Here is a 26,210-nt window from a genome sequence, read left to right on the forward strand (position 1 = left end):
CAATACGATTTCAGTTGCAACAGCTGAGCAACGACATGAAGCCCTATGGCTGAACCCGCAAACAGCTTCTTTGACCGATGATCCTGAAAAATAGACCGATAATCTAGGACATTGAGCACTTTGAGACATTGACAAACTACTAAAAATTCCTTATCGTTATCCATGGTTTGCTCCTTTGTTTGGGAGAATGATGGATAGCGCGTCATTCCCTAAACATAGGTGCTTTTTCTTTGTTTGTCTAGATTAATAAATACTTTATATTACAAATTAAGTAAATATTTGATGTGAGGTTTGATGCATCGGTAATGAGCAACATACAACATCTTCAGCTTTCTAGAGAGAAATCAAGGAAATTGTTGTACGAAGTACAACTTCAACTGTTCTCTGCTTCTCCAACTTCCTCCACTTCACTTCCATCAGTTCAATCAATGTCACTATTTCCACTATTCCCACTAGTTTGAACTTTTCAGATTATTCCACCACTACCAAAACTCCACTTCTTCCTCACTCCCACTCAACAATCCAGCAAACAGAGAAACACGAAAACTCCATTAATTTCCAAGTGATGGTGGATGTATCCACAGTCTCAATTCAGCAATATCCGCATCTAACTAAGCAAAACATGGACATACTACACTATATAAATAAAAAAAGAGCCGCAAGAGAAATCATTCTCTCACAACTCTTTGGTTACTCAATGATAAGTGCATATACGATGCCGGGTCCATGGACACCAATGGTCAAATCATTCTCGATATCGGCCGATCGGCTCGGACCCGAGATGAAATGAATGCCTGCCGGTCTATCATTGGCAGCAAGTTCATCGAATGGGCGCAATACTTCGCCTAGCTTTGTTTTTATGCGATCCACCGGGATAATGGCAATGAACGTGGTTGGCAGCAAACTGACACTTCTGCCTCTCGTCGCATCTGAAGTTACGACTAGTGAACCTGTGTACGCAACTGCGTGTTGGGCGGCCACGATGCCGATGTCCGCTCCAGCCGCTTTCGCAACAAGCTCATCTTTGGCAGCAGGATCACCACCTTCTGCGTTCCACACCGTGATCTCAGTTTCCGTCTCAGCAAGAGCGATACGCAGCGTCTCAAGCTCAGGTTGATCTTGAAGGATCAAGTGCTTTGCCTGTGTTTCTGCGATGAAGTTTGCAATGAATTCCTCTGCTTCAGCCATACTCGCCAGACGCTTCGTATGACCCCCGGCTTTCTGCCAGTTCGTCATGAACAACTGAATGCGCTGTTCAAGTGGGAGATCCACCTGCTCCCAGAATTCTGGAGCCCCCTTCGTGCTATGCGAAGGAGCTGTTTGCAATGGCTTAGCTCTGCCTAGTCGATTAGAAATATTAGCAAAGAAAGCCTCCTGATCCTTCAGGGCTTCTTGGCGAAGCTTCTGGAGAAATGCTGCATCTGATTTAGCCATGATGATGTCCTCCTCCGCCGTCTTTGCGATCTGCCACAAGCTTCTCCATGCGGGCTTTCATCACGGAATCAAGTTCAGGGAAGGTACCTTCTAGTCCCTGCTCGATGTCCTTCCATGACTCGCGGAATGTCTTCTTCGCCATGCTTGGCGCATAGCGATACGAATTCCAACCTTTTAACGGACCTATCTTCGCTTTAATATGACCATCGCGAACTAACAATTTCTGCCCAATGCGACCGAGTTTGATTAACGCCTTAACCCGCTTGGAGTCCGACATCAAGAAATTAAAGCCTTTCATGCCAACCTTTTCAACAAAATCCGTCGACCCTCGTTCCACTTTGCGTTGACGGAGATAAATAAGCATATCATGCAGGGGAATCTTCACCGGGCATGCCTCATAACAGGCACCGCATAGGCTTGAAGCGCTCGCGATGTCGTCCCATTGGTCGACGTTTTTGTTCAGTGCCGGCGTAAGCACAGCCCCAATAGGGCCACTGTATACACCGCCGTAAGCGTGGCCGCCGATGTGACGGTAAACCGGACATGCGTTCAGGCATGCCCCACAGCGAATACAATTCAGCAATTCCTGGAATTGCGGATCTCCGAGCTGCAAGGAACGTCCATTATCCAAAATAATGACGTGCATTTCTTCCGGTCCATCGCCATCCTGCTCACGCTGCGGACCAGAAATCACAGACATATACACAGTAAGCTTCTGTCCTGTAGCTGAGCGCGGCAGCAGTGTCGCCATCACTTCAAGATCATCCAACGTTGGAATGATTCGCTCCATGCCCATGAATGTGATCTGTGTCTTAGGGATGGTACTAACCATACGCGCATTGCCTTCATTTTCGAAAAGAACGATAGACCCCGTCTCCGCAATAGCAAAATTGCAGCCCGTCATCCCAATGTCGGCTTCAAGGAACTTCTCGCGTAGCTTCCTTCTAACATAGCCAGCTAATATCCCCGTGTCCGGCTCTAACTTCTCGCCTGCATCCTCAGAAAGCAAATCGGCGATCTGGTAGCGATTTTTGTGAATCGCCGGAATAATAATATGCGAAGGCGTCTCGCCGGCCAGCTGAATAATATATTCGCCAAGGTCCGTTTCAATCGCCTCGACACCGATTTGCTCCAGCGCATGGTTGATATGCAATTCTTCGGAAACCATCGATTTGGACTTAACGACACTTCTAGCCTTCTTGTGCTCGGCAATTTGCATCGTCAATCGAACAGCGTCAGCTGCATCAGCTGCGAAGTGAACATGCACACCCTGCGCTCTCGCATTTTCAACGAATTTGCCAAGATAGTAGTCCAAATGCGCAATCGTATGCAGCCTAATTTGCCGGCCTCGCTCCCGCCACTCTTCCCAGTTCCCATGCTCTTCAGTCGCTGCCAGCTTCCCGTTCTTCAGCCGTTCGGTCGTGAACTTCACCGCATTGCGAAGAAAGTCATTGTTCAGCGCGACTTTGGATCTTTCCTTGACGGTCCCACTAGGTTTATGATCGCTCATGCGCCAGCTTCACTCCCTCGGCCAGTAATTCCGCTAGATGCATGACCTTCACGGGTTTTCCACGGTAGGATAAATTGCCTGCAATATTCATTAAACATCCCATATCTAGTCCAACAAGCACTTCTGCTTCCGTTTCCAGCACGTGATCCGACTTCTCAGATACCATGGCTCCAGATATATCGCACATTTTCACTGCAAAAGTACCGCCAAACCCACAACAGTCTTCTGCATGTGGAAGGGGAACTAACTCCAAATCACGGATATTTTGCATCAGCTGCATCGGTTCCTCTTTGACACCTAACAATCGACTGCCGTGGCAGGAAGGATGATAGGTCACTTTGTGCGGGAACACGGCCCCCAAATCAGTCACACCTAATACTTGCACGAGGAACTGTGTGAATTCATATGTTTTTTCTACTAATCGGTTAGCTCTCGCTAGATTGATAGGGTCATTTTCAAAAAGCTTCGGATAATAATGATGAATCATACTTGTGCATGAACCCGAAGGTGATATCACAAAATCACTGTCTTCAAACGCTTGAAGCAGTGTCAATGCAGAACCTCGCGCCTCATCCCAATACCCACTATTAAAGGCAGGTTGACCGCAGCATGTCTGAGTCGCAGGGAAGTCTAGCTTGACGCCATATTTTGCAAGTAGATGAACCATAGACTCACCAACCTTGGGATAAACAAGGTCGCTCAAGCACGTAATGAATAAGGATACTTTCATGATTGCAGCTAACTCCCTTCCCTAATCGTTCCCTCCGCAGAGGCAATTGGTTATACAAAAAACCATCCTCAGTACGAGAGAACATACTGGTGATGGGAGGAAATCTTTTTTAACCTTTATCTAATTGGAGGACGTGCACACCCTTTTCGCGAATCTGCTCCACATCCTCCTTGTTGGCTTGCCCGTCTGTAATCAAATGCTTGATCTCAGGCCAGCCGGCTACTTGCGTCAAAGATTGCATGCCGAATTTACTATGGTCAGCAAGCAGGTAAGTTTCATCAGCGATACTGATCATTTTACGTTTAATGAGCGCTTGCAGCTCGTTAGATTCACTAATTCCACGCTGGATGTGAACCCCTTTGCATGACAAAAACAGCTTATGAACGTGATACATGTCCAAGGATCTTTCCGCGAGTGGTCCTACATAGGACAACGATTTTGGCGAAAGGAGTCCACCTGTGGAAATGACCTGAATTTTCTCCTTACCGCTCACCTCAAGCGCAACCTTCATCGAGTTCGTGATGATCGTCAGCGGCATATCGGGAATAATTTTGGCCATATACCAAGCCGTTGTACTTGCATCTAGAATGATCCGATCATGCTCCCGGATATGTGATACCGCTTCCTTCGCGATGCTGTTCTTGAAATCAGACTGCGCCGTTTCCCTTTCCATGAAAGGGACTTCCGACTGCGCTTCCTTCACGCTGACAGCGCCGCCATGGCTGCGCATCAGCTTGCCTTCGCTTTCTAACCGGTCCAAATCACGTCGTATCGTTTCTTCCGTTACTTGACACAGCTCGCTGAGCTCGGTTACACGAATACTTCCTCTTTCATTCACCAACTGAACGATTCTCTGCCATCTTTCCGCTACCAGCATCGTATTCCCTCATTTCACCGTCAATCGGGATGCCACCTGACTAAATGTTGCATACGCTTCCTGCCACCCCGCTCCATCCTCAGGGAAGTACGTTTTGACCGGGAACGAATTCCGAATCAGCTTTCTGGCTTCGCGCAAATTGGCGATATACCCTAATGATATCCATTGTACTACAAGGTTACCTAAGGCACTACCCTCAACAGGACCAGCCCAAACTTCGCGCTGAGTAGCATTTGACGTGAATTGACAAAGCAGCTCGTTCTGGATGCCGCCGCCAACGATGTGAAGTCCTGGATATTTCTTCCCCGATAGCTGTTCCGTTCTTTCTAAAATAAACCGATACTTCAAAGCCAGGCTTTCCAACATACAACGAACAATTTCACCTTCCGTTAGCGGTACAACCTGCTCCGTTTCCCGGCAGTATTGCTGAATTTGCTTTGGCATATGCTCAGGATTCAAGAACATGTCATCATCCGGATCGATGAAGCATTGGAAAGGCTTCACCTGCTCGGCAAGCTTGACTAACTCAGCAAAGCTGATGTTCTTGCCTTCTTTGTCCCATGTTCGCTTGCATTCCTGAACTAACCATAAGCCCATAATGTTCTTAAGCAATCGGTTCGTCCCATAAACGCCGCCTTCATTGGTGAAATTCCAAGCTAATGCCTGTTCACTTAGAACCGGCGCTAACGTCTCCGTTCCGAGCAGTGACCAAGTACCGCAGCTTAAGAAAGCAAAATCTTCTTCTAAAGCGGGAACCGCGACAACAGCAGATGCTGTATCATGCTCGCCCACGGCAATGACAGGAATCGAAGGAACATCAAGCTCATCACAAATCTCTTTGGTTAACATGCCAACTCTACTCCCTGACGAAACCGGTTTCAGTAATAGCTCACCAGGAAGACCAAGCTGCTCTAAGAGCTCTGTATCCCATGTCTTCGTTGTCGCATTCAAAAGCTGCGTCGTTGTGGAATTGGTGTACTCACTATGTTTTTCTCCCGTTAAGAAGTAACGGAGCAAGTCAGGAATCATCAAGAACGTATCTGCGCGCTGCAGAAGCTCTGGATTTCTTTGTTTTAACGCATATAGTTGAAAAATCGAATTGAATTGAAGGAACTGAAGACCTGTTTTGGCATAAAGTTCTTCACGACCAACAAGATCAAAGACCTTATCCATGACATGGTCCGTTTGATGGTCCCGATAGTGATAAGGATTACCTAGAAGCTCACCATTTGCGGCAAGCAGCCCGAAATCTACCGCCCAAGAATCGATGGCTAGGCTCTCGATATCCGTATAACCCAGATGTTTCATCTGTAAAATGCCTTGTTTCAATTCATGAAACAATCTCAAAATGTCCCAATGAAGGTGGTTACCCACCTTCACCGGATCATTCGAGAAGCGGTGAATTTCCTCGATCGTAACGATGCCCGCTTCGGAGTCAAGTCGTCCGACGATCGCTCTGCCGCTGCTTGCTCCCAAATCAAAGGCCAGTACGCAGGAGGGCTTACTCACCAGCTGGCACCGCCCTTGCCACGAGCATTAATGCTTTCGTCGTAGCCGCTTTCCAGGTAGGCTTTCATCGGATCTACAGGTACACCAATCTCTTCCCGCACAGCTTGCAGAAGCGGAGTAACGTCGAACTCGAATGCCTTACGCACAGCGTCTTCTGCGCCTAAAACGTCTTGGCGCTCTTGAGCGTCTCTAACTTCATCGAGGTTAATCAGCAGAGCTTTCGCATACTGTGTTTGAACGTTAAGCACGGAACGCAGCATCGCTGGAATTTTACGCTCGATGTTGTGGCTTTGGTCGATCATGTAGGCAATATTGTCAGATGCCTGACGGATTTGTGGATTTTTATCGTTCGCTGCATCAATAATTTGGTAGAAAATCAGGAACAATTCATACGGATTGACCGAACCAACGATCAGATCATCATCACCATATTTGCGGGAGTTGAAGTGGAAGCCGCCCAGTTTATTTTCATCCAATAAGTAAGTCACAATATGCTCAATGTTCGTTCCTTGTGGGTGATGCCCTGTGTCGACCAGCACTTCGGCTTGCGGCCCTAATTTGTTCGCCAAATTGAATGCCATTCCCCAATCCGCTAAATCCGTGTGATAGAATGCAGGCTCATAGAACTTATATTCAATCAGCATACGCATGCTTGGCGTCATTGCCTCGTACATTTCCTTAAGTGCTTCGTACATCCAAGTTTTGCGAGCACGAATGTCCACTTGACCCGGATAGTTCGAGCCATCCGCGAACCAGAGGCTGAATACATCAGAGCCAACGGTCTTCGCGATGTCTACACATTCCAGCAAATGATCCGTTGCTTTACGCCGAATCGCTGCGTTGGAGTTCGTTACGCTGCCGAAGATATAGTCATCTTCTTGGAACAGGTTCGGGTTCACAGCACCGATGGATACGCCTAGATCAGACGCGTGCTGCTTGAGCTTCGCATAGTCATCCACCTTGTCCCAAGGGATGTGGATCGCAACGGACGGGCAAGCCCCCGTCAATTTGTGAACTTGCGCAGCATCCTCGAATTTCTCGAAAGGATTGCGCGGCACACCATTTTGCTTATACACCTTGAAACGGGTACCTGAATCGCCGTAACCCCATGAAGGGGTTTCGACTTTCATTGCTTTGATCTTAGCTTTAACGGCAGCCAAATCAATACCTCTATTTGCTTGCTGCTCTTCAAACCATACATATGCTTTATCGCTCATCGGATTTGTATCCTCCTATTAGGTGAATTAACGAGTGAAGGCAGCCGGAACGCCGCCGTCAACTGTGATCATACAACCTGTCGTTTTGTCTGCTTTAGAAGAAGCGAAGTATACGATGGCTTCCGCAACGTCTTTCGGGAAAATGTTGACGAGCAGCGTCGTTCTTTTGCGGTAGTGCTCTTCTAATTGATCCGGTTCAATACCATAAGCCGCAGCCCGTTCATTGCGCCAGCCGGAATTCCAAATCGCGGAGCCTTGAAGAATCGCATCTGGCAATACCGAGTTCACGCGAATGCCGAATTCCCCGCCTTCAGCGGCGATACAGCGTGCCAAGTGAATTTCAGCCGCTTTGGCCGTCGAGTAGGCGGAGGCATTTTTGCCTGCGAATACCGAGTTTTTGGAGCCGACGAAAACCATGCTGCCGCCGATGCTTTGTTTTTTCATAATTTTAAAAGCTTCTCTAGCTACGAGGAAGTAACCCGTGCTGAGCACGTTCATGTTGAGGTTCCATTCTTTGAGCGATGTTTCGTCGAACGGACTAGAAGTCGCAAGACCTGCGTTATTCACGATGATATCGATACCGCCATAGCTGAGAATCGAGTCGCGGTAAGCAGCTTCCACTTCCTCTTCTTTCGTTACATCCATTTTAACGGCAATGGCTCTGTTTTCGCCATACTGCTCGTTCAGTTCGGCAGCTAATTTTTGTGCGCCTTCAAGATTCAGGTCAGCTAGAACGACGTGCGCGCCTTCTTTTAAAAATTGACGAGCCGTTACGCTTCCGATACCACCTGCGCCGCCTGTAATGAAAGCAATTTTACGGGAAAACTCTGCTTCAGCCGGAGCCAAAGTTAATTTATAAAGTTCAAGAGGCCAGTACTCGACATTGAAGGATTCATTTTCGCTTAAAGAAACGAACGTACCGAGAGCTGTTGCGCCTCTCATTACGGCAATCGCACGGTGATAGAGAGCTCCGCTTACTTGTGCATTGGACCAGCTTTTGCCTGTGTTGATCATCCCGATACCTGGGATCAGGATCACGCGAGGTGCTGCTTCGTTCATGACGTCGCCTTCATTTTTGTTGCGGTCAAAATAAGCCTTGTACTCTTCTTTGTAAGCCGCGATTCCAGCGTTTAAAGCTTCAATTAAGGAAACCACATCACGGGAGTTGGGATTCCAATCGATGTAAAGAGGCTTCATTTTCGTATGAACCAAGTGATCCGGGCAAGCCGCTCCGACTTGGGATAGCACAGCAGCATCTCTACTGTTAATGAACTTCAGAACATCATCCGCACTGTCAGTGGTCAGGATCATTTTCTTCTCATTGCTCACTGCTCCGCGAACGATTGGCAGGACTTGTGCCAAAATATCTTTTTGCTCAGATTCAGAAAGGGACTCATACTTCGCTCCGCCATAAAGGTTGCTCTCGTTCACACGAGCTTCAATGAAGCTTTCTGCTTCTTGAATGATTGCCAACGTTTTGAGGTAGCTCTCTTCAGACGTTTCGCCCCAAGTAACCAGACCATGCTTCTCCATCAGTACAAGCTCAGCCTTTGGATTATTTCGAACGCCTTCCGCGATCATTTTGGAAAGTGTAAAACCAGGACGTACATAAGGTACCCATACGAAACGGTCGCCGTAAATTTCTTTCGCAAGCTCACGCCCGTTGTGTGCGCAGCAGAGACCGATAATCGCATCGGGATGCGTGTGGTCCACGTTTTTGAAAGGCAAAAATGCATGTAAAAGCGTCTCAATGGAAGCACGCGGATGTTTGCTGTCTATCATACAATTCACAAGGTAAGCAACCATTTCTTCATCGGACATTTCATCTCGCTCGAACAACGGACGAATGTCTTCCATGCGAAGACCTGTGAAATTCTTTGCTTTCATGGTAGCAAGGTCCGAACCGCTGCCCTTTACCCACATCACTTCTACATCACGACCGCGGAAATCCTTCTCGATTGTTTTGTACGATGTGTTACCGCCGCCCCAGTTGGCAACTGCACGATCTGTCCCCAATAAATTGGAACGGTACACCAATTCCTCTACGCCTTTCGATACTGCCTTCGCTTTTTCCGCTTCCCACAAATTCGCAACCATACGTATCCTCCTAATATAGGGATCTTTGAGCGTAGCTCAAAGTCTCTCCGCTTTGGGATCTTTGAGCTTTGCTCAAAGTCTCCGCATAAATCCCATGAGTATGTGTTTGTTCTTGATGGGTTCATCGTAACACATCTTTGTTTATTTTTGAATACTTATTTTTATTTTTGTTTTAGAAACAAAACAAAGCATAACGGACTTCGAAACTTAAATTAAAATAAGGGGGCCCGCCAACAAAACGCGGAAAAGGTACGCTAAGGTATATTTATTGGTTCATCCGCCATACGCACGCAAAAACAGGCTGCCATGGCAGCCTGTTAGATTTATTGAATACCGGAGTTGGAAGTAAGAATCGCCGAATGGAGACAGGACGAATCGAGAACCGTAATCACCGAGTGCTTCGCCAACTGTTCGCTGAGTTCAAAGGGTTCGTCACCTCACGGAACGTTCCCAAGATCAAGAAATTAATCGCCAATTACATCGAAAAGGTCATCATCTACGACGAGCACGTCGAGGTCATCTTTAAGCTCGACGCATGTCTGGTCCGTTGGATGATGCGGCATGCTGCTAAGAAAACAGATCTACCCGCCGACAGATTATTTCATTTCATCCAAGACAACATCGCGAGCGTTTATGCCCGTTTGGGCACGACCGACAAAATGATCCTAGATGCCGCACATGACGCGGAGCCATTTACTTGCTTTTGGAGCATCAAGGCATGGAACCCTTCATTGACTTAAACGTTCGTTCCAAGAAAAACCTGCCTAGCAAAAGCGGAGGCGACATTGAAATTTCGCCAACAGGCATTCCGATTTGCCCAAATGGGAGCAAAATGAAACCCAACGGTTTTGATAAAAAGCTACACCGTCGAAAGTGGAGATCCACACCTGCATGCGGTTGCTCCACCGCCAAATATGGCCGAACGTTTGACACCAAAACCAAGGATGATCCGCGTCTGTTTCCCAAAACTTCTCGTGGCTCCGAAAGACGGAATCTCGTTTACAAACGGCGTACTTCCATAGAACGCTCAAACAAACGTGAGAAGGTGGATTACAAACTAGAATCTGGTCGGCATCGCTCTACTTTGATGTGGTACATCCGCATCTATGCGACGATGATTTGCCAGCACATGGACGCCTGGTATGTCCACCAAGAGCAAGAACTGGGGCGTGTAAGGTTAGAGATGGACGCATTCATCGCCGCTTAAAAAAATGGAGAAGCTGAATATTGGTTCCGTCTGCCTATTTTTGAAAATGGCTTTCATTTTCTATTTTTACCAGCTCCGTTTTGACCCCATTTCTCCGTTTTTCCCGTTTCCCCCCTCTCAATGCCCAGAGGCTATTGAGTAAAGCATTATTGGCCTATGTTTGTTGTTTTATCGGAATTTGATGCTCCCACCCCTGCAGGTGGAGAATCAGACGGAGATCTATCCGTAAAAACGATGTTACTTGGCTGTGATTCCTTCCCGACAACGTCAACTGCAGTTAAATAGTACCCGAAGACATCTGTAATTGGGATTTGATCATCCAGCTTATTTTCTTGACCATTCAATACAACTTTACCCCTCAGCATTTCAAACTTGCCGTGATTCACGGAACGATACACTCGATAGCCCACAACATTAGGATTCGGAATGGATTGAAATATCAAATCAACGCTATTGTCTTTTCGTTGCAGAACGAGTCCGCTGGGTGGAGACGGATTCATGCCATCATCAATACGAGGATCCACTTCGGTCGGTACATCTGTCAACCCATCCGTCGGTTTATAGTCGCTAATGGAACGACCATTTGCAGCAGGTAACTTCTGCATCGCAGTTTGAAGTTCCTGTAAGATCACAGATACGGGCTTTTGTCGTCTAACCACTTGTTTTTCCTCCATCATGTCCATTGGAGTATGGGGGTTCGGAAGATAAATCGCCCCTTGGTAATCAATGACGTTCATTTGTTGCAAGACATCATCTTCTTTTGTTGGGATATACTTTTTATTAAAAAGATCCGTTACAGTATGCTGAGTTTGAATGTTTAAGGCACTTGGCAGCAAACCGGAAACATCGGAAACTGTCATCTTAACAATATCATCCGGGCGAGTAAACTCTTTTGTTGGAAAAAGTTCCGGTTTTTTTTCGATTACGTTATCCATGACAGAGGCCCATATTTGTTTGGCTCTTAAGGTCCCTTTCCCCTTTGTTAATGGTGAGGGTTGATCGTAGCCCGCCCAAACACCGAATGTAATATCTGGCGTATAGCCTTCAAACCAGGCATCATTATCATTTTGTGTGGATCCTGTTTTCCCGACGATGGAAATTTTGCCGTAATGTTTGAATTTATTCTGCAAGTCGGCAGCTGTTCCCCCGGGATCCGATATGACAGTACGCAGCATATCTGTCATTAAGTATGCAGATTGCTCCGTTACAACGGGAACTGGTCTGCTTTGGTGCTGATAGATCACACTTCCATTACCGTCCTCAATTTTATCGATAAGATAGGCATCATTAAAGACACCCTTGTTGGCCATAGTTTGGTATGCATTGGTCATCTCTTCCACAGAAACCCCATATTCCAAGCCTCCTATTACCCCTGTCTGGGCATAGTTGTCCGATTTCGTCAACGAAGTGATGCCCATTTTCTTCGCATAACCCCAAGCGGTTTCTATTCCGACTTTATTCAAAAAGATATCAATAGCCGGAATATTATACGATTTATTCAACGCTGTTCGGGCTGTGATAAGACCATGGAACTTATCATCCCAGTTTAGCGGAATATGAAAACCTTTTTGGCCGTCTTTTAAAATAATGGGCTCGTCGTCTATGATGCTGGCAGGTTGAATGAGACCTTTTTCAATGGCTGGCAAATATGCCGCTATCGGCTTCATTGTCGAACCAGGCTGTCTAAGCATTTGCGTGGCATGGTTATATTTGCTGATCGAATAGCCCCTGCCTTCAATCATGCCTAGTATAGCCCCTGTTTTGCTATCCTGCATAACTCCGCCTATTTGTTCGCCCCCTTTCCCTTTGATATCGGGAGTGAAGTTTTTCGGATTTTCGGCGATTTCATGCATGGCATCGTAAATTGTTTTATCAACTGTTGTGTATATCTTATAGCCGTTGTGAAGCAGCAGTTCCTGCTCTCCCTTCAATCCATCAACGTTTTTCTTTAGTTCCTCTGGCGAGGACTGCGGGTTTTGCAATTGAAGAAGAATATTCGATGCTCTTTTTTCAACTTCCATCATGAGGTAAGGATACGTATCGTTTGCCTTTGGCTTTGTTGCCGCTAGGCTGCTCGGCAGATCAAATGATAGTGCTTCTTGATATTGCTGTTGAGTTATTACCTTTGTTTCAAGCATTCGACGTAGAACGAGTCTTTGCCTGCCCAAAGCTGCATGAAATCCTTGAGGATCAAACTTGCCATCGCCTGCAAATGCTGAATATACATTCGGCTGTTGGGGGATTCCAGCCAAATAAGCTGCCTGAGCAATATTCAGTTTCGACAAATCACTAATGTTGAAAATCCCTTTACTAGCCGCTTCAATTCCATACAGATAGTACCCTGCTGAGCCAATACCGTATGGGATTTTATTTAAGTATGCTTCAAGAATTTCGTCCTTTGACATCATTCGTTGCATTCGCAGTGCAAGTAAGATTTCTTTACCTTTTCTACTGTACGTTCTATCCAAATTTAAAAAAACGCGTCTCGCCAACTGTTGGGTAATCGTACTTCCTCCGGTTTGGACAGGCTCATGCAGCAATTTCTCTGTAGCGGCGCGTAAGAACCCATTTATATCAATCCCGAAGTTCGAATAAAATCCAGCGTCTTCAACGGCAATCGTCGCATTCTTTACATCGGATGGAATTTCACTTAATGGGATCGGTCTGCTATCCTCCCCGCTAAGAAGCTGCCCTACCAGAGATTGGTCGCGGAAATAAACAAAACCTGTACTTATATTTTCCTTGATTTTACTCATAATGTCGGTTCTAGTTCGAATAGGTTCATCTTTGACCAACGCTGTTCCGTAACCTACTGCGCATCCAAGGGTCAAAATACCGAGTATTACTCCCAAAACAAATAACCATTTGGCGTATTTCAGAAATATAAATGCGTATTTCATTATCAAGGCCCCTACTTTTTTTGAATATTTTCACTACTACAGCCTCCAAACCTTTACATTGTCCTCACATTCATTCTTTCATAGAGCTAAGTAGAGCTATACTTCCGCAGAGCATGACCGTAGAGGCTAACTCCAGCAATATGATTTTAGTTAATATACTTTCATTTCCGACTATAAGGATATAGTATAGGCCTAAACCTAGAAGCATCAAAACGACATATAAGATTATATAATTCCTAGACATTAGCATCCCTCCATTATGATCAGAGTATAGACGATTAAAGTGAGAAGTGAATGAGAGGAACGACGATCGAAAATATCATCTATTTCTCATCCTCTTTTCATATTCGTATTGTACAGTAATTAATACCATAAATTCTTGTCCCGTCGACTTCATAGATTGCCTGAACGGATCGAATCTAAGGTTTTAACGAGAAAAAAGTTATAAATAATAAGGTAAAAAGGAACCTGCCATGAAGAAACCACTTGTAATTTCACTTTGTTTACTTGTCATTGTGTCGTTTATGATTATCATGATATCCGAGTCACGGTCAAAGCAATCTATTTATTTTACTGATTATGTAGCCGTATTGACTTACCATCACATAGATCCTCAAGAATCTTCCTTTACCATATCCCCGCAACGTTTTGCCGAGCATCTGCAAGCTTTGATCGATAATCATTACCATGTTATCCCAATTGAAGAATTTATTTCTTTTCTACAAGGCAAGAATAAAGTTCCTCCCAACGCAGTAGTTATAACATTTGATGATGGATACAAGTCTTTTTATCAATATGCTTACCCTGAGCTAATGAAACGAAACATGACAGCAACTAATTTTCTTATTGTGAACTTTGTTGGTCGAACTTATCTGAAACCTTCCATGTTAAATTGGGATGAAGTCAGCAAGATGAAAAAAGACGGATTCAGCTTTTATTCCCATACTTTCAACTCCCATACCTCGATTGTCGATCAAAATGGCAACGAAGCATTTCCTTTGACTAGTTATCTCTTTAAACAAAATGAGCATCGTTTTGAGAATGAGAACGAATACAAGCAAAGAATATTAGAAGATTTAACCAAGGCTAATACCATTCTTCAAGATAAATTAGGAAACCGTTTATCGATTCTCTGTTTTCCACATGGAGTCTATAATAGCACCGTGATCCAATTAGCCAAACAAACAGGGATTCAGTATTTCTTCACAGGAAAAGAAGGGTTTAACTCCATGAAAGCCAAAGAAATAAAGCGGATAAACGCGGGTTCCCCCAGCATTACAGCTAAAGTACTTATACAAAAACTAAAGATACCTACAATGTTCCCCCTGAAATATTCACAGCCGATCATTCGTAACGGTAAATAAGTATATTTTATAATTTAGAGTCAGTTTCATAATTCCAAAGCTTTGCTCTGACTGAGTTTTTCACATACAAAAAAAGGAGTACCTCCCCAAATCTCGAAATGTTGAGTTACCGCACAAAACACCGAGACGAAAGGAAGAACTCCCGATGTATACGATTCGACAAGAAAGCTTGTTTTCCTTGGAGCAACTATTAGAAATGTCTCCAGGTGAGAAATACGCTTGGATCTTTGAAACACTGGACTTATACCCGCTGAGGTCAAAGAAGAGGTACCTCCTGCTGAACCGGACAACAAAAAAATCTTCTGCTTTGGCTATAAAGGGCACTTTGCCGTGGATTGCAAGAACCCGTATATATTGACAGCCTTGTTTTCCTCTGCCCATGTCAATGACGGCAAAATGTCGATCCCACTCTTGAAAGCACTGGCAGCGCGGCATCCGTATCTGAATATTGAGCATGTGTTACTCGATTCGGGATACGATTTCGAAGCCGTCTATAAACTAGTGTGAGCCATAGGAGCGAAACCGCTGATCGACTACAATAAGCGGAACGAAAAACCGATTGAGGGTAAAGATGAACACTTTCGTCCCGTATGCAAAGCGGGACATTCCTACAGCTATGACAGCTTCGATGAGAAATACGAAACGCTAAAATACACACGTCCCAAGGAATGTGAATCGCGCCCTTTTAAGGAAGAGGTTGCCAGAAAGTATTTAAGATCAAAGTAGAAACCGACATTCGCAAGTATACCGTCCCTGCAAGAGGAAGTCAGAGCTATAAGGAATTGTACAAAAAACGGACAGCCGTAGAGCGTGTGATGCGTTTCGTCACCATCAACACTACCAAAGTAAGGGCTCTTTTTCCATTTTGACGTTTCACTTTTCAAGTGAAACGTAGAAATGCTGCAATTCCTTGTTGCTACTGGACTTACAGAATCTTTAGTTTCGGGCTATGAATATTTCAGGTTCCCTTTTCCACACAAATTCTAATTGCAGAATTCCAGAGCTTGGTTGCTTACATGAGTGAAGAAAGGCAGCCCTTGATTCGTTCTCCTACAAGGGGGGCCTTAATCACTCAAACTCTTGCGTGCATGCCCCCACCCTTTACTTTGAATGATTGTAGGTATGCTTCGCCACGGTCTCCGTCCTTCTGCTTGCTTCATGAGCAGTCACACCGCTCCCATTTAGCGCAAACGGTTTATAAGTAGAATCAAAGCGGTTCATATCAACACCATCCCATATATTGGTCACTGCTACTTGATTCGGATGATTAAATACTAGGAATGCTGTGGGCAAATAACGCATACCATAGGAACTGGAGGGCTTGTTCACAACCCTGTCATCCTTTACCAGGACAGAAGAAGAACCTCCATCAAGGTTAGCGGCTGTAACTGCTCCTTTTTCCAATAAGATGTGCTGAGCATCGTAAAGTGTAGCACCAATGGAATACCCTGGCTGACGCCCATCTATGACAAGGAACATAATTGTACCGTCTTTCTTCTGAGCCATACAAGTACGTGGAGCAATCCCCCAACCCTCGGCTTCATTTTTAATTAATCCTTTTCCATTGACAATAAATTTCGGTTGAAAACTAACAGCATCCGAAACACCCATTTTTTGTAAATCGGAAGGTTTGAACCGCCCAGCCACCATAAGACCATTTTTATCGATACCCACAACATTCACCAGCGTATTCATGCCAACATCGGAATACAACAGCTTGCCGCCGGACATGACGATGCCCCCAGGCTTAAATCCATTTCCATCCCAGTTTGGATCGTCGAAAGCTCCGCCATTGACACCCGCTATCGCTCCAGTTCGCTTCATCATGTTAAGAATTTGCTCACCTTGGCCTTTAATGCTCGTGGTTACAACCCGAATCATTTTGGGATCATGTACATACAGGATATGCCCAATATAATTTTTCCCTTGTATCGCTTCGACTTCTACTTTCGCGTCGATTTTCTTTGGTAATTGCACATTGTGGTTGTCTTTCACATCCGCCATCGCGTCAAATCGATTAAAATAATCATCAACCCTGCGGTTTAACTCGTCTTGACCGATTAAATACTTCGCCAAATATCGATGCTGGGTAGTTATAAGTGTATCCGCCAACATATATCGCCAGTTGGAACCTGAGGGGGTTAAGTAAAGCCAAGCGGCTGATCCGGAACTAGTTAACAAGATGAACAATAGGAAACAGATAGTAATACGTCGGCGGAGTAAACGCTTTTTTTGATTCATAATCTTCGGTTTGTGCGAAGTCTTCTTAATAATTTCCGTGCTGGAACTCATTCTTGTATCCCTACCTCTACAATACTTATTTATGTCATGGAAGCATACCCTACCAAGATTAAAAGAAAATGAAGGTTATTCCGACGGGACAGCAATTCAATGGCATTCAGGTCATAAGTCAGCCACACTTTGTCAGCTTCTTTATAATAAATCTAAAACCAAAGCTCCTCTTTCAAGGAGCTTTGGTCTGTTTGTATAAGTACCTACGCTCTGATTTTGTTATAACTGCCTCAGCATCCCAATAACCTGCTTGCGAGCTAAAGCTCTTGCGGATAAGACCGCCGCTAGCATGGAGACGGTCGCTGCACCAACCAGCATCAGCATGTAGCTCCATGGGATGAACAGCCATTGCGGCGGTGGATCGAAGACGCCTTTTAGTACCTGAACCAATAGTTGAGCTACGCCAAAACCCATACCGATACCGACTGCTCCCCCGCCTATGAGCATAAGAAGTCCTTCGCTCCATAAAAATGCGCCGATTTGCATTTGCTTCGCGCCAAGCGCAGATAAGATAGCCATCGTACGTCTGCGTTCCGCCAACCCTAGTGCGAGAATCAGTCCCGTGGAGCCTGCGCATAGCAGCAGTGCAAAGCTAAGCTCCAAAGTTGTTAGTCCATTCAAGCTAACCGAAGTTAAACTCGAGCTTATCGTTTTCTGGGCCTGAGTGATGTCAGTTACTTTCAAAGCCGGCGTTTGCGCAAGCGCGTTTTTCACTGTCGCAGCCATCTCCGAAGCTTTCCCTTGCGCCTTGACCAGTACAATTTCTCGTCCTTGCATCCCTGTTTGCTTAGTAATATAATCAGCATTTGCTACTAGGAACGAATCCGTTGGCGCAGTGGGAAACTTGCGCACAATGCCGATAAAGCGAAATGGCACGCTATGATACTGGTGATCCGCTGCCGAAAGCAGACGAAGGTGAATTGCATCCCCTGGCTGCAATTGATAATCTTTCGCCGTTTCCGCGGATACCAAAACGCCGTCTTCATGCCCGGACAGCCCTGTCATCATGGCTTTCGCTGAGCCGCCTTCAAAATAAGAGTCAGAAAGCGATGTCGCGTTCTCGATTTGCATCGGATCGATGCCGTATATATCTTGAAGGTCGTTTCCGACGTATGCGAAACGGTGCTGCATCGCTTGAACTGCAGATGCACCCGGAATATTTTGCAGAGTTGCTGCATAGTCGCTTGCTGGCTGCGCGGTGCTGCCCTGCACCGTAACGTCTGAGCCATTAGTTAATTGGGCATCTATCAGGGACTGAGCATTATATGTAGCGTTAAATATCCCCGTGGATACAGCAAACGAGAATGAAAGGGCCACGAACAGAATTCCTCTTGTCACGATTTCCCTCTGACGACTCAAAGATAGGGATACCACGTGAGAGAGCGGCCCAGCCAATGGACGAAAGAGTCGGGTAAATCCGGGCCGACCTTTGATCAGTACAAAGCGCCATACCCGAATAAACAGCAGCGCTCCACCAAGCCACATAAATAGAGGTGCGATAAAAGCTTCATAGTTTACCGATGTTTTGGCAACACCCTCCGGAGCTAAAATCAACTGATACCCACTGCTCGACGAGCGCAAGAAACTGACAGCAGCCCCCCCTAAAAGCACCATATCCAAGTAAACCGCTTGCCACCACGGCTCTCGCTGCCGTCCCACTGCCGCTTTTGCAGCAGCTACCGTAGCGTTTCGTGAGGAGTACCACGCCGGAAGCAGTGCCGACAAAAGAGCTAACATAAGCCCCGTTAAGGCTGCAGCACAGAACCATACCGCCGATGTAACATTCCAATGGATCTGAAAGGACGGAGCGATGACACCCATCCCCATAACGGTGATCCCCCCCATCAGAATGCCTGCCCCACCCGTCAGGAACGCTTCCGCTATTGTCAACTGCATGATGTGTTTCCATGATGCGCCTCTGGTGCGGAGCAGCGCATGCTCTTGCTTTCTCCCCTGAGAGCCCGAGGCCGCAACCGCAAAGGTGAGAAACGCCGCTAACAAGGCTCCAGGCAAACCAAGGAACAAGAACAATACACGCGCATAGAGTGCATCGGAGCGTGCGCCGTCTAGTCGGGCGGCCAGATTATTTCCTACTGTTCCAGCACCGGCCAGCACCGCCTCCACATGCTTACCTAGCTGCTTGGCATAAAGAAAGGCGTCTGCCGGATTGTTCGGAAGCTGCTGCGATAGGCGAACGTGAAGTTCGGTTTGTATAGTATCCGGATGAACGGCGGTCTGCCCGTCGAAGAGCGTATGCCAAAGTGATTCCGGAAAAATCATGACATTATCCGGAGGGGTTTGGGGCATTCCAGTTGCCGGAACGCCAATGGCTTGGAAGAAGGAATCCGCATTAGGCAAATCAATAATGCCTTCCACCGTTACCTCAACCGGTGGAAGCCCAATCCGCTGTATGGTCACGTTATCACCGACACCAGCATGCAGATTGGTAGACGTTTGCTGGGCAATCAACACCCCCTGTTCCTTTCCGACCAGTTGGCGGATTTCCGCGGGAAACTTCGAACGGTAAGATTCCTCAAGTCCAATCGCCTTTCCAGGCCCCGTTGTTTGTACCGTGCCCCCGGCATGAGCCGCAAAGCCTGCGGTATCCGCATAACCTACTGCAGACAGCGCCTTGTAGTCAGTCGTATGCTGCACGGTTTCAGTTGCAGCTTTCACATCGGTGCCAGACGTCAGCTTGATTTGCCAGTCCGCAGGCACGTCGGCTGCCGCACGTCCGGTCATCGTCCATTCCGCTGAAGATATGAAAGCCCCTAGAGCGGCAAGCATCGCTACCGTCATAGCTACTCCTGCTGCAACACCAAGCAGACGGCCCCACCTTTTACGAATTAATCCTTTCACCCATACAAGTGTGAATGTCACTAGAGCACCTCCAAATATCCATTACGGATAGTCCATTCCTGCTCTAATCTCTCAACAACAGCCGGATCGTGCGTAGCTATAACTAATGCGGTTCCTGTTCCATGCAGGGCAGCAAACATGGCATCGAGCATATCCCGGGCCGTTCGATGGTCGAGTTGCCCAGTCGGCTCATCTGCCAGGATTAGACGTGGTTTTCCCACCATAGACCGCGCTACCGCTGCACGCTGCGCCTGACCTCCGGACAACTCCTCCGGCAGCTTATCCGCTAAATGCGAAATTCCGATGCGCTCCAACTCGATCTTCGCAGATTGCCGCGCGAGGTCTGTGGACTCACCCAGCAGCAACAGCGGCAGTTCGACATTCTCGATAACTGATAAGGGCGGAAGAAGACTCGGCATTTGAAAAATAAACCCGATATGCCGAGGCCGAAGCTGTTCCCGGGCCCCCAACAAAGGCCATGCGATGCAGCCGGAGGTCGGTGGCTCAAAGCCTCCTAACAGCTGCAGAAGTGTGGATTTGCCACTCCCGGACGGACCGACCAGCGCGATCCGATCATTAACGAGAACCCGGCAGGTAGCCGATTGCAAAGCAACAGTTAGAGCAGCCCCGTTACTATATGTACAGCCTACATGATCGGCTTCTACTAGCACCAGGTCGCGGACCGGTTCATGTAATGGAGCGGATTTCAGGTTGATCAAACTCATTTGCGATCCTCCCGTCGTGAATCGTAATAACCCGATCTGCGAGTGCGGCTACCCGATCGCTATGGGTGGCGATCAGAGTCGCTCCACCGGAAGAACGGCGCTCATCCAGCAAGCGTAAAATGCTGGTCTCGGTGTCCAAGTCCACTTCCCCGGTCGGCTCGTCCGCAACAAGCAGCTTCGGATCGGCGCAAAGCGCCAAAGCGAGTCCTGCTCTTGCCGCTTCCCCTCCCGATAATTGGGAGGGGTACGCATCGATCCGCTCTTCCATATGAACCCAACTAAGCAAAGAACGAATCTTCGATTCATCCTTAGAGCGAAGCTGCCGCAGCTTTAATCGAATATTATCAGCTACAGTCAAATGAGAGAACAAGTTCCTCGACTGCAGCAGTATGCCGATATGCATTCCGCGAATTACAGCACGCTCTTCTTCCGTACGCCTCGTCAATCTATTGCCGCAGACTTGGACATAACCTCCGTCAGGTTCATCCAAACCGACCAGACAGGATAGAAGAGTGGATTTACCACTGCCGGAAGGCCCCATCACAGCAACGATTTCGCCGACATCGACATACAGGCTCACTCCGCGAAGCGCCAACGTTTCTTCATCGCCGGCGTGATAAAACCGATACAACTGGCAAGCTTCCAGAACTCTCTTCATTAGTTCCACCCAAAACTCTGCGACATCTTGTTCCATTGATCTGCATTATCTGCACCTAGGGGCGCCCAGACCGTCAAAGTTGCCAATTTCCCACCGCTATAGTAGATATAGCTTTGATTTTCTTGCCGTACCTGTTTTCCTGTTACGGAATCTGGCTCTGAGTTCGAGCTGTATGTAAGCATAATTGCATTCCCACTCGGAAGCTTAACCTCTTTGACGCTGTCAATCTTCACCGCGTGCCCGCTCTTTTCCAGAACGGCCCCTTGTTCCTTTCGCACACTATCTGCAGTCGGGGCTGCGGATGCTTGTGTCACGTCGACCTTCACACCGCCGAGTTTATCGACAAATGATACATTCAAACCTTGTTCGGTTCGTGCCCATCCTTCCGGCACCTCGAGCGAGTATCCTCCTGCCTTGGAGTGATACTTGACGAATGCCTGCGAATCGGGAATGTCTCCCACAGGATTTTTCTCAGGAGCAAGCGGCTTCTCCTGTGTCGTGCCCGTTGCAGAATTAGATGGTGCAGTACTAGAGCCTGAGGATGAGGCAACCTGCTTAGTAGTGTCTTGTTTTTGACCTGCTAACGGGATCTGAGAAGAGGGGGGTGTTCCCGTGGATGCATTAGACGCTGCTGTAGAAACTGACTTTGCCGTTCCACATCCTGAAAGGATGAAAAGCGTTACTGCAACCAGCATACTCCATTTCTTTACTACCATACGACTACTCCTCCATTTTTCCATTCCGGATAGCGTGCTTGTACGCTTCACTTTTATTCTATAAGCCTTACATGAAACGAAGCTTAATTCGGAATGATAATTGGATGAGAAATCCTCTCATCCTTTTCTCACTTTCCGTGTATGAAAAAGAAACCGCCGCATGAAGCCAAGCTTCTCATTATTCTCTTTAGTGCGAAAATCGCAAATCATTAAGCAGGTTTGCCGACTCGAACAGTTTGGAACGCTCCCCCTTAGTTCGTAAGTGAAAGAAAAATATCCTTATAGCGATATTATATTTTCTCACACTACGGTATTTGTTCTTTAAGGCTGACACCACCAGCTTGCATACTTCACTATCTGTTTAGCCCTTTTATCTAGCATAGCTTCCCTTCCTGACGACAAAATAAGAATGATAAAATGATGATTATAGAAAAAACTAGAAAAAACCTCTCTTTAACGAGAGGGAAGGAACGCGATAACGTTTGTACCTGAACTAGCATCACTTTGAATATTAATCGTACCGCCATGAAGTTTGACAATATCACTTGCAATGGACAACCCGAGGCCCGTCCCCCCAGTTTTTCGACCTGATTTCGATCCCCCTGAGTTTGCCTTCGAAAGGTTCTTTTTCAGACAGTGTGATTTGAATCGGTTCCGTGCTGTATTTAAGCGCATTATCCAGCAATCCACTAACTGCTGGGTCAACTCCTTCATCCTAATTGCTTCCGTATAAATGCTCTCAACTGCTTCCCGTCCCTTTGATCCATCATGTAGCCCCCACCTCAGAAGCATCCGTGCATATCCTTCGATTATGGTAAGAGGTGTTTTCAATTCATCGGAAGCATCGGATACAAATTGTTTCTGCCGTATAAAGCTTTCTTGAATCCGATCCATCATCCGGTTAAGGAAAGCGATATACACCGTAACATTAACAGCAAGCAAGATACCTACAAGCCATAAAGTTGCGAGCAAAGCAATCTTATGCTTAATTTTCATTTTCCGCTCTCCATGATGCAATATCCGACACCCGATAAGTTTGTATAAGTTATTTTTTGAACGGATAATCAACTTTTTTTCGGACGTACCGAATATAGACGTCGACAACATTCGTATCCCCTACGAGTCAGCCCCCAGATCTAAACCGCTGACTATATCCGGAGTAGAGCTTCATCCGTTTGCCGCAGCCTTCTGAGCACCTCAAGGCCGCTTAGTCCCGGCAGCATAATGTCGAGAAGAATCACATCCCACCGGCCAGAAAGAGCCTTATCTAATCCGTCCCTTCCCGTTAAAGCGTACTCGACGGTGTACCTTTCATAGCTTAGCTCCATCTCTAAAAGCCTTGCAATTTTATCCTCGTCCTCAATAATCAGAATGTGCCCTTTCAATTAGATTCGCCCTCGTTTCATTGCTTTGTACTTCCACTATAGACGAAGCGAATGAGATTTCAATGAGAGAACCTCCCTGTGTACGTTACACCGAGGAGGCTCTCTCAATCAATTAGTTATTAACATCATCATTCGTTTCTTGATCTGAGTTATCTCCGGAATCGATATCACTTTTTTCGCTCTTGGTAAACGCCCCGGTTTTGCCATCGAACTTTACTTCCTAAACTTGTCCGTTCGAGTCCCGAATTTGTACGTTGTAAACCGCATTACCGTCCTCATCTTCCATGCGGACATTTTCAACTGTTCCCTCCTGATGTTCAAGTGCACGTTTCAGATGTATTTTGATATAAAGTTTCATTCCGTAATTGTATGAGCCAGATCAATATAACTCTATCGTTGTTTACAAGTACATAGGATTGGTCATTATTACAAAAGATCATAACAAGCAAAAAGAAAAACTAAAAAGAATAGAAATTTTAAACAATCCTACACTTTCTAAGGAGGTTCTTATGGAAAAAGAAAGAATTAATGACACGAGATACATCCAACAACACTTAGCTAATGAGCGTACATACCTTGCTTGGAGGGTTAGGTTTTTTAGCTTCAGGAATCGTATTTCGTTCTTCCGCATATTCAAATTATCTACAAATCGTTTCAGCAATTACGGGGATTGGCGCTGTTGTTCTTGGCACAGTCATCATGATATTAGCAACAAAGGATTACTATAGAAAATACAAAGGAATTAATAACGAAAAATTCCCCCATCCAAAAAGCCAAAAAGGACTGTCTTTTTTACTTTTTTATCCCTAAGCATTATCGGTCTTCTTCTTATTACAATGATTGTCATCTTAATGTTTTCATGATGGGACTGCGTCTGCTAATGGGGGCTTAATCTTATCTTTAAAGTGGATAATAATTGCCGTAATGGCACAAATTGTAATAACACTGATTGATGTCCATTGCGCAGCCGTCCAGCCAAACAAAAATCTAGGCGAATCCCCTCTCAGCATTTCCAAAAGAAAACGCCCGATATTATATAAAGTATTGGTAATCAAAAAAAGATATCCTCTTTTTAAATTCCGCGGCAAAAGAATCATAACGATAGCAAAAATAATGACATCCATTTGCCCTTCCCAAACCTCAGCTGGATATAAAGGCTTATCCCCGAAAGTGGAACGGGCGTTTGTGCCCTCTGGAAATAAAATCCCCCAATTCCCTCCAGTTGGATCTCCAAAGGCGTCTCCATTCATTAAATTTGCATCACGACCAATACTCTGCCCTAGAATCAGACCAGGTGCACATAAATCGGCCAATTCCCAGAAGGATAACTTGTTCATCTTTACATACCATACTCCGTATAATAACGCACCTACAATCCCCCCCTGAATGGAAAGACCACCGTGCCAGATTGCAATGATCTCCTCAGGATGCGTTGAGTAGTATGGCCAATCAAAAAAGAATACTTGCCAGAACCGGGAACCCAAAATTGCACAAAGGAACATTGGAACTACCATATTTAAAAAGTGTTCCGCCAATTCGTTTTTCTTTTGTAATTTTGCTAATGTAATCGTTACGCCAACACCTAGACCAAAAGCTAACATAAAAAGTAAACTGTAAGACCGAATTGGATATGAACCTATATGACCTAAGAACTGAAGCATCTCTTACCTCCCATTATTATTATAGCCTCTCGGCATTCGCGGAGGCTTGCTGCACAAGGCTTTATGAGCACTGCCCTGTGCGCTTTCCTCCCACCAAATGGTGGGATTTTTTATTTTTGCACACCTTTGAACTGGAAATCATAATTCCTCAAATTTGTACGCTAAACCCGTGAAAATACATGACTTTTAGAAAACGCCTCAATAATTAAGCGAGAAAGGGATCTAAAACCCTTTACTACCAGGTTATGGGGTGTTTTCATGAAGCCTGTTTTCGTTTCACATGATGCCTACCGCCTCTTTGTCTTAAGCGCCTTAAACAAATACTATGCTCCGCCTTTGGCCAGGCCGACTGGCCTCTCATCTTCAAGTGTCTCATCACTGATCTTTCTGCTACCACGACGCTTCTAGCGGATACGTTCAGCGCAAGAGGACCGCAACCACGTGACCCGACTTCTATGCTTCGCTCTTATTTACTTTTTCTTTTAACCAGACCCGAAATTGGCATCACAGAGTGGGTCAACGAGTTGTACAGGTACCCTCTCTACGCCATTCTTAGCGGCTTCGAGCCTGGAGACTTTCCCGGTGTCGGCACCTTTTACGACTTCCTTTCCCGATTCTGGGCCGCTGACAGCAAGCACCTCTCACCGAGGGTCAGACCCCGTAAGCGCAAACCCAAGAAAGGGAAGAAAGGAGAGAAGGCTCCTACCACATCACCTGGCAAAGTACAGCGTCTCGTAGAGCGAATTTTGAAATATAACCACTCCTCCAAGACTCAGCCTATGGATCGGTTATTTGAATTTTTTCAATCCCAGTTTCTTGCCGTGTCGGCAGCATATGGTCTGCTGGGAGACCCCAACGCTATGGACGTAGCGGGTGACGGTACTCCGGTAGAGACCGCCTCTTGGTCCCGCAGCAAACCAACCTGTGATTGTCATGCCCAAGGCCTTGCGAAATGCAACCATCCTCGTGAGTACTCTCAGCCAGACTGCAACTCCGGTTGGGATAGTTCACGAGAAAAATACTATAACGGATACCACCTGTACATGCTTACTGCTGCAAACAGCAAGCA

The 26,210-nt window shown here is 46.2% G+C and carries 20 protein-coding genes and 2 pseudogenes; 6 read left to right on the forward strand and 16 right to left on the reverse strand.

Annotated elements, in window-relative coordinates; translation table 11 throughout:
• Positions 1-690: 690 nt before the first annotated feature.
• From G519_RS0111140 to G519_RS0111170, 7 genes are all read right to left on the reverse strand, one after another.
• Positions 691-1,434 (reverse strand): LutC/YkgG family protein, encoded by a 744-nt coding sequence (locus G519_RS0111140; protein WP_029194750.1) that lies wholly within the window; start codon positions 1,432-1,434, stop codon positions 691-693.
• The gene (locus G519_RS0111145; protein ID WP_029194751.1) at positions 1,427-2,944 is read right to left on the reverse strand and encodes a LutB/LldF family L-lactate oxidation iron-sulfur protein; all 1,518 of its coding nucleotides are present in this window, start codon (positions 2,942-2,944) and stop codon (positions 1,427-1,429) included. The genes G519_RS0111140 and G519_RS0111145 overlap by 8 nt, the downstream gene beginning before the upstream one ends.
• A complete protein-coding gene (locus G519_RS0111150; RefSeq protein ID WP_029194752.1) occupies positions 2,931-3,674 on the reverse strand; it encodes a (Fe-S)-binding protein in 744 nt (247 codons plus the stop codon). The genes G519_RS0111145 and G519_RS0111150 overlap by 14 nt, the downstream gene beginning before the upstream one ends.
• 109 nt (positions 3,675-3,783) lie before the next feature.
• Positions 3,784-4,551: a DeoR/GlpR family DNA-binding transcription regulator gene (locus G519_RS0111155; RefSeq protein WP_029194753.1), complete on the reverse strand. Its 768-nt coding sequence runs from the start codon at positions 4,549-4,551 to the stop codon at positions 3,784-3,786.
• 9 nt (positions 4,552-4,560) lie between these two features.
• Positions 4,561-6,060 (reverse strand): rhamnulokinase, encoded by a 1,500-nt coding sequence (rhaB, locus tag G519_RS0111160; RefSeq protein ID WP_036632664.1) that lies wholly within the window; start codon positions 6,058-6,060, stop codon positions 4,561-4,563.
• Positions 6,057-7,277: an L-rhamnose isomerase gene (rhaI, locus tag G519_RS0111165; RefSeq protein ID WP_029194755.1), complete on the reverse strand. Its 1,221-nt coding sequence runs from the start codon at positions 7,275-7,277 to the stop codon at positions 6,057-6,059. The genes rhaB and rhaI overlap by 4 nt, the downstream gene beginning before the upstream one ends.
• A 27-nt stretch (positions 7,278-7,304) precedes the next feature.
• A complete protein-coding gene (locus G519_RS0111170) occupies positions 7,305-9,374 on the reverse strand; it encodes a bifunctional rhamnulose-1-phosphate aldolase/short-chain dehydrogenase (protein WP_029194756.1) in 2,070 nt (689 codons plus the stop codon).
• Positions 9,375-9,733: 359 nt separating this feature from the next.
• Between G519_RS0111170 and G519_RS51605 the strand changes: the two genes are divergently transcribed.
• Together G519_RS51605 and G519_RS42665 are read left to right on the forward strand one after the other, a co-directional pair.
• On the forward strand, positions 9,734-10,114 hold the full coding sequence (locus tag G519_RS51605) for a hypothetical protein (protein ID WP_051253326.1): 381 nt from the start codon (positions 9,734-9,736) through the stop codon (positions 10,112-10,114).
• Positions 10,093-10,581: a hypothetical protein gene (locus tag G519_RS42665; RefSeq protein WP_051253327.1), complete on the forward strand. Its 489-nt coding sequence runs from the start codon at positions 10,093-10,095 to the stop codon at positions 10,579-10,581. The genes G519_RS51605 and G519_RS42665 overlap by 22 nt, the downstream gene beginning before the upstream one ends.
• Before the next feature lie 146 nt (positions 10,582-10,727).
• Here the strand turns inward: G519_RS42665 and G519_RS42670 are convergent, their stop codons facing one another.
• Entirely contained in the window at positions 10,728-13,481 is a 2,754-nt protein-coding gene (locus G519_RS42670) for a transglycosylase domain-containing protein (protein ID WP_051253328.1), read from the reverse strand.
• A 473-nt stretch (positions 13,482-13,954) separates the two neighbouring features.
• On the opposite strand from G519_RS42670, the gene G519_RS42675 reads away from it, so the two are divergent.
• Both G519_RS42675 and G519_RS48890 read left to right on the forward strand, forming a co-directional pair.
• Positions 13,955-14,845, forward strand: a complete 891-nt coding sequence (locus G519_RS42675) for a polysaccharide deacetylase family protein (RefSeq protein ID WP_051253329.1) — start codon at positions 13,955-13,957, stop codon at positions 14,843-14,845.
• Positions 14,846-15,175: 330 nt separating this feature from the next.
• Positions 15,176-15,352, forward strand: a complete 177-nt coding sequence (locus G519_RS48890) for a hypothetical protein (RefSeq protein WP_244280090.1) — start codon at positions 15,176-15,178, stop codon at positions 15,350-15,352.
• Between the two features lie 594 nt (positions 15,353-15,946).
• On the opposite strand, the gene G519_RS42685 is transcribed toward G519_RS48890, so the two are convergent.
• From G519_RS42685 to G519_RS0111230, 7 genes and pseudogenes are all read right to left on the reverse strand, one after another.
• Entirely contained in the window at positions 15,947-17,137 is a 1,191-nt protein-coding gene (locus tag G519_RS42685) for a phosphodiester glycosidase family protein (protein ID WP_064743428.1), read from the reverse strand.
• A 219-nt stretch (positions 17,138-17,356) separates the two neighbouring features.
• Positions 17,357-20,017 (reverse strand): ABC transporter permease, encoded by a 2,661-nt coding sequence (locus tag G519_RS0111205; RefSeq protein ID WP_029194758.1) that lies wholly within the window; start codon positions 20,015-20,017, stop codon positions 17,357-17,359.
• A complete protein-coding gene (locus tag G519_RS0111210) occupies positions 20,017-20,721 on the reverse strand; it encodes an ABC transporter ATP-binding protein (protein WP_051253330.1) in 705 nt (234 codons plus the stop codon). The genes G519_RS0111205 and G519_RS0111210 overlap by 1 nt, the downstream gene beginning before the upstream one ends.
• Entirely contained in the window at positions 20,684-21,379 is a 696-nt protein-coding gene (locus G519_RS0111215) for an ABC transporter ATP-binding protein (RefSeq protein WP_036632666.1), read from the reverse strand. The genes G519_RS0111210 and G519_RS0111215 overlap by 38 nt, the downstream gene beginning before the upstream one ends.
• Positions 21,379-22,095 carry a hypothetical protein gene (locus G519_RS42690; RefSeq protein WP_208860887.1) on the reverse strand — a complete coding sequence of 239 codons (717 nt, stop codon included), beginning with the start codon at positions 22,093-22,095 and terminating at the stop codon, positions 21,379-21,381. Before G519_RS42690 ends, G519_RS0111215 begins: the two co-directional genes overlap by 1 nt.
• A 453-nt stretch (positions 22,096-22,548) precedes the next feature.
• A complete protein-coding gene (locus G519_RS0111225) occupies positions 22,549-23,091 on the reverse strand; it encodes a histidine kinase dimerization/phospho-acceptor domain-containing protein (RefSeq protein WP_244280091.1) in 543 nt (180 codons plus the stop codon).
• A 126-nt stretch (positions 23,092-23,217) separates the two neighbouring features.
• Positions 23,218-23,423 (reverse strand): annotated as a pseudogene (locus tag G519_RS0111230) (response regulator); the annotation flags it as partial.
• Positions 23,424-24,056: 633 nt separating this feature from the next.
• On the opposite strand from G519_RS0111230, the gene G519_RS0111245 reads away from it, so the two are divergent.
• Positions 24,057-24,290: a YidH family protein gene (locus tag G519_RS0111245; protein WP_029194763.1), complete on the forward strand. Its 234-nt coding sequence runs from the start codon at positions 24,057-24,059 to the stop codon at positions 24,288-24,290.
• Between the two features lie 47 nt (positions 24,291-24,337).
• Here G519_RS0111245 and lgt read toward each other — a convergent pair whose 3' ends face one another.
• Positions 24,338-25,141 (reverse strand): prolipoprotein diacylglyceryl transferase, encoded by an 804-nt coding sequence (gene lgt / locus G519_RS0111250; protein WP_029194764.1) that lies wholly within the window; start codon positions 25,139-25,141, stop codon positions 24,338-24,340.
• 455 nt (positions 25,142-25,596) lie between these two features.
• Here lgt and G519_RS42695 point away from each other — a divergent pair.
• Positions 25,597-26,210 (forward strand): annotated as a pseudogene (locus G519_RS42695) (transposase); the annotation flags it as partial.

Source organism: Paenibacillus alginolyticus DSM 5050 = NBRC 15375 (genome assembly GCF_000422905.1).
Lineage (GTDB): Bacteria > Bacillota > Bacilli > Paenibacillales > NBRC-103111 > Paenibacillus_E > Paenibacillus_E alginolyticus.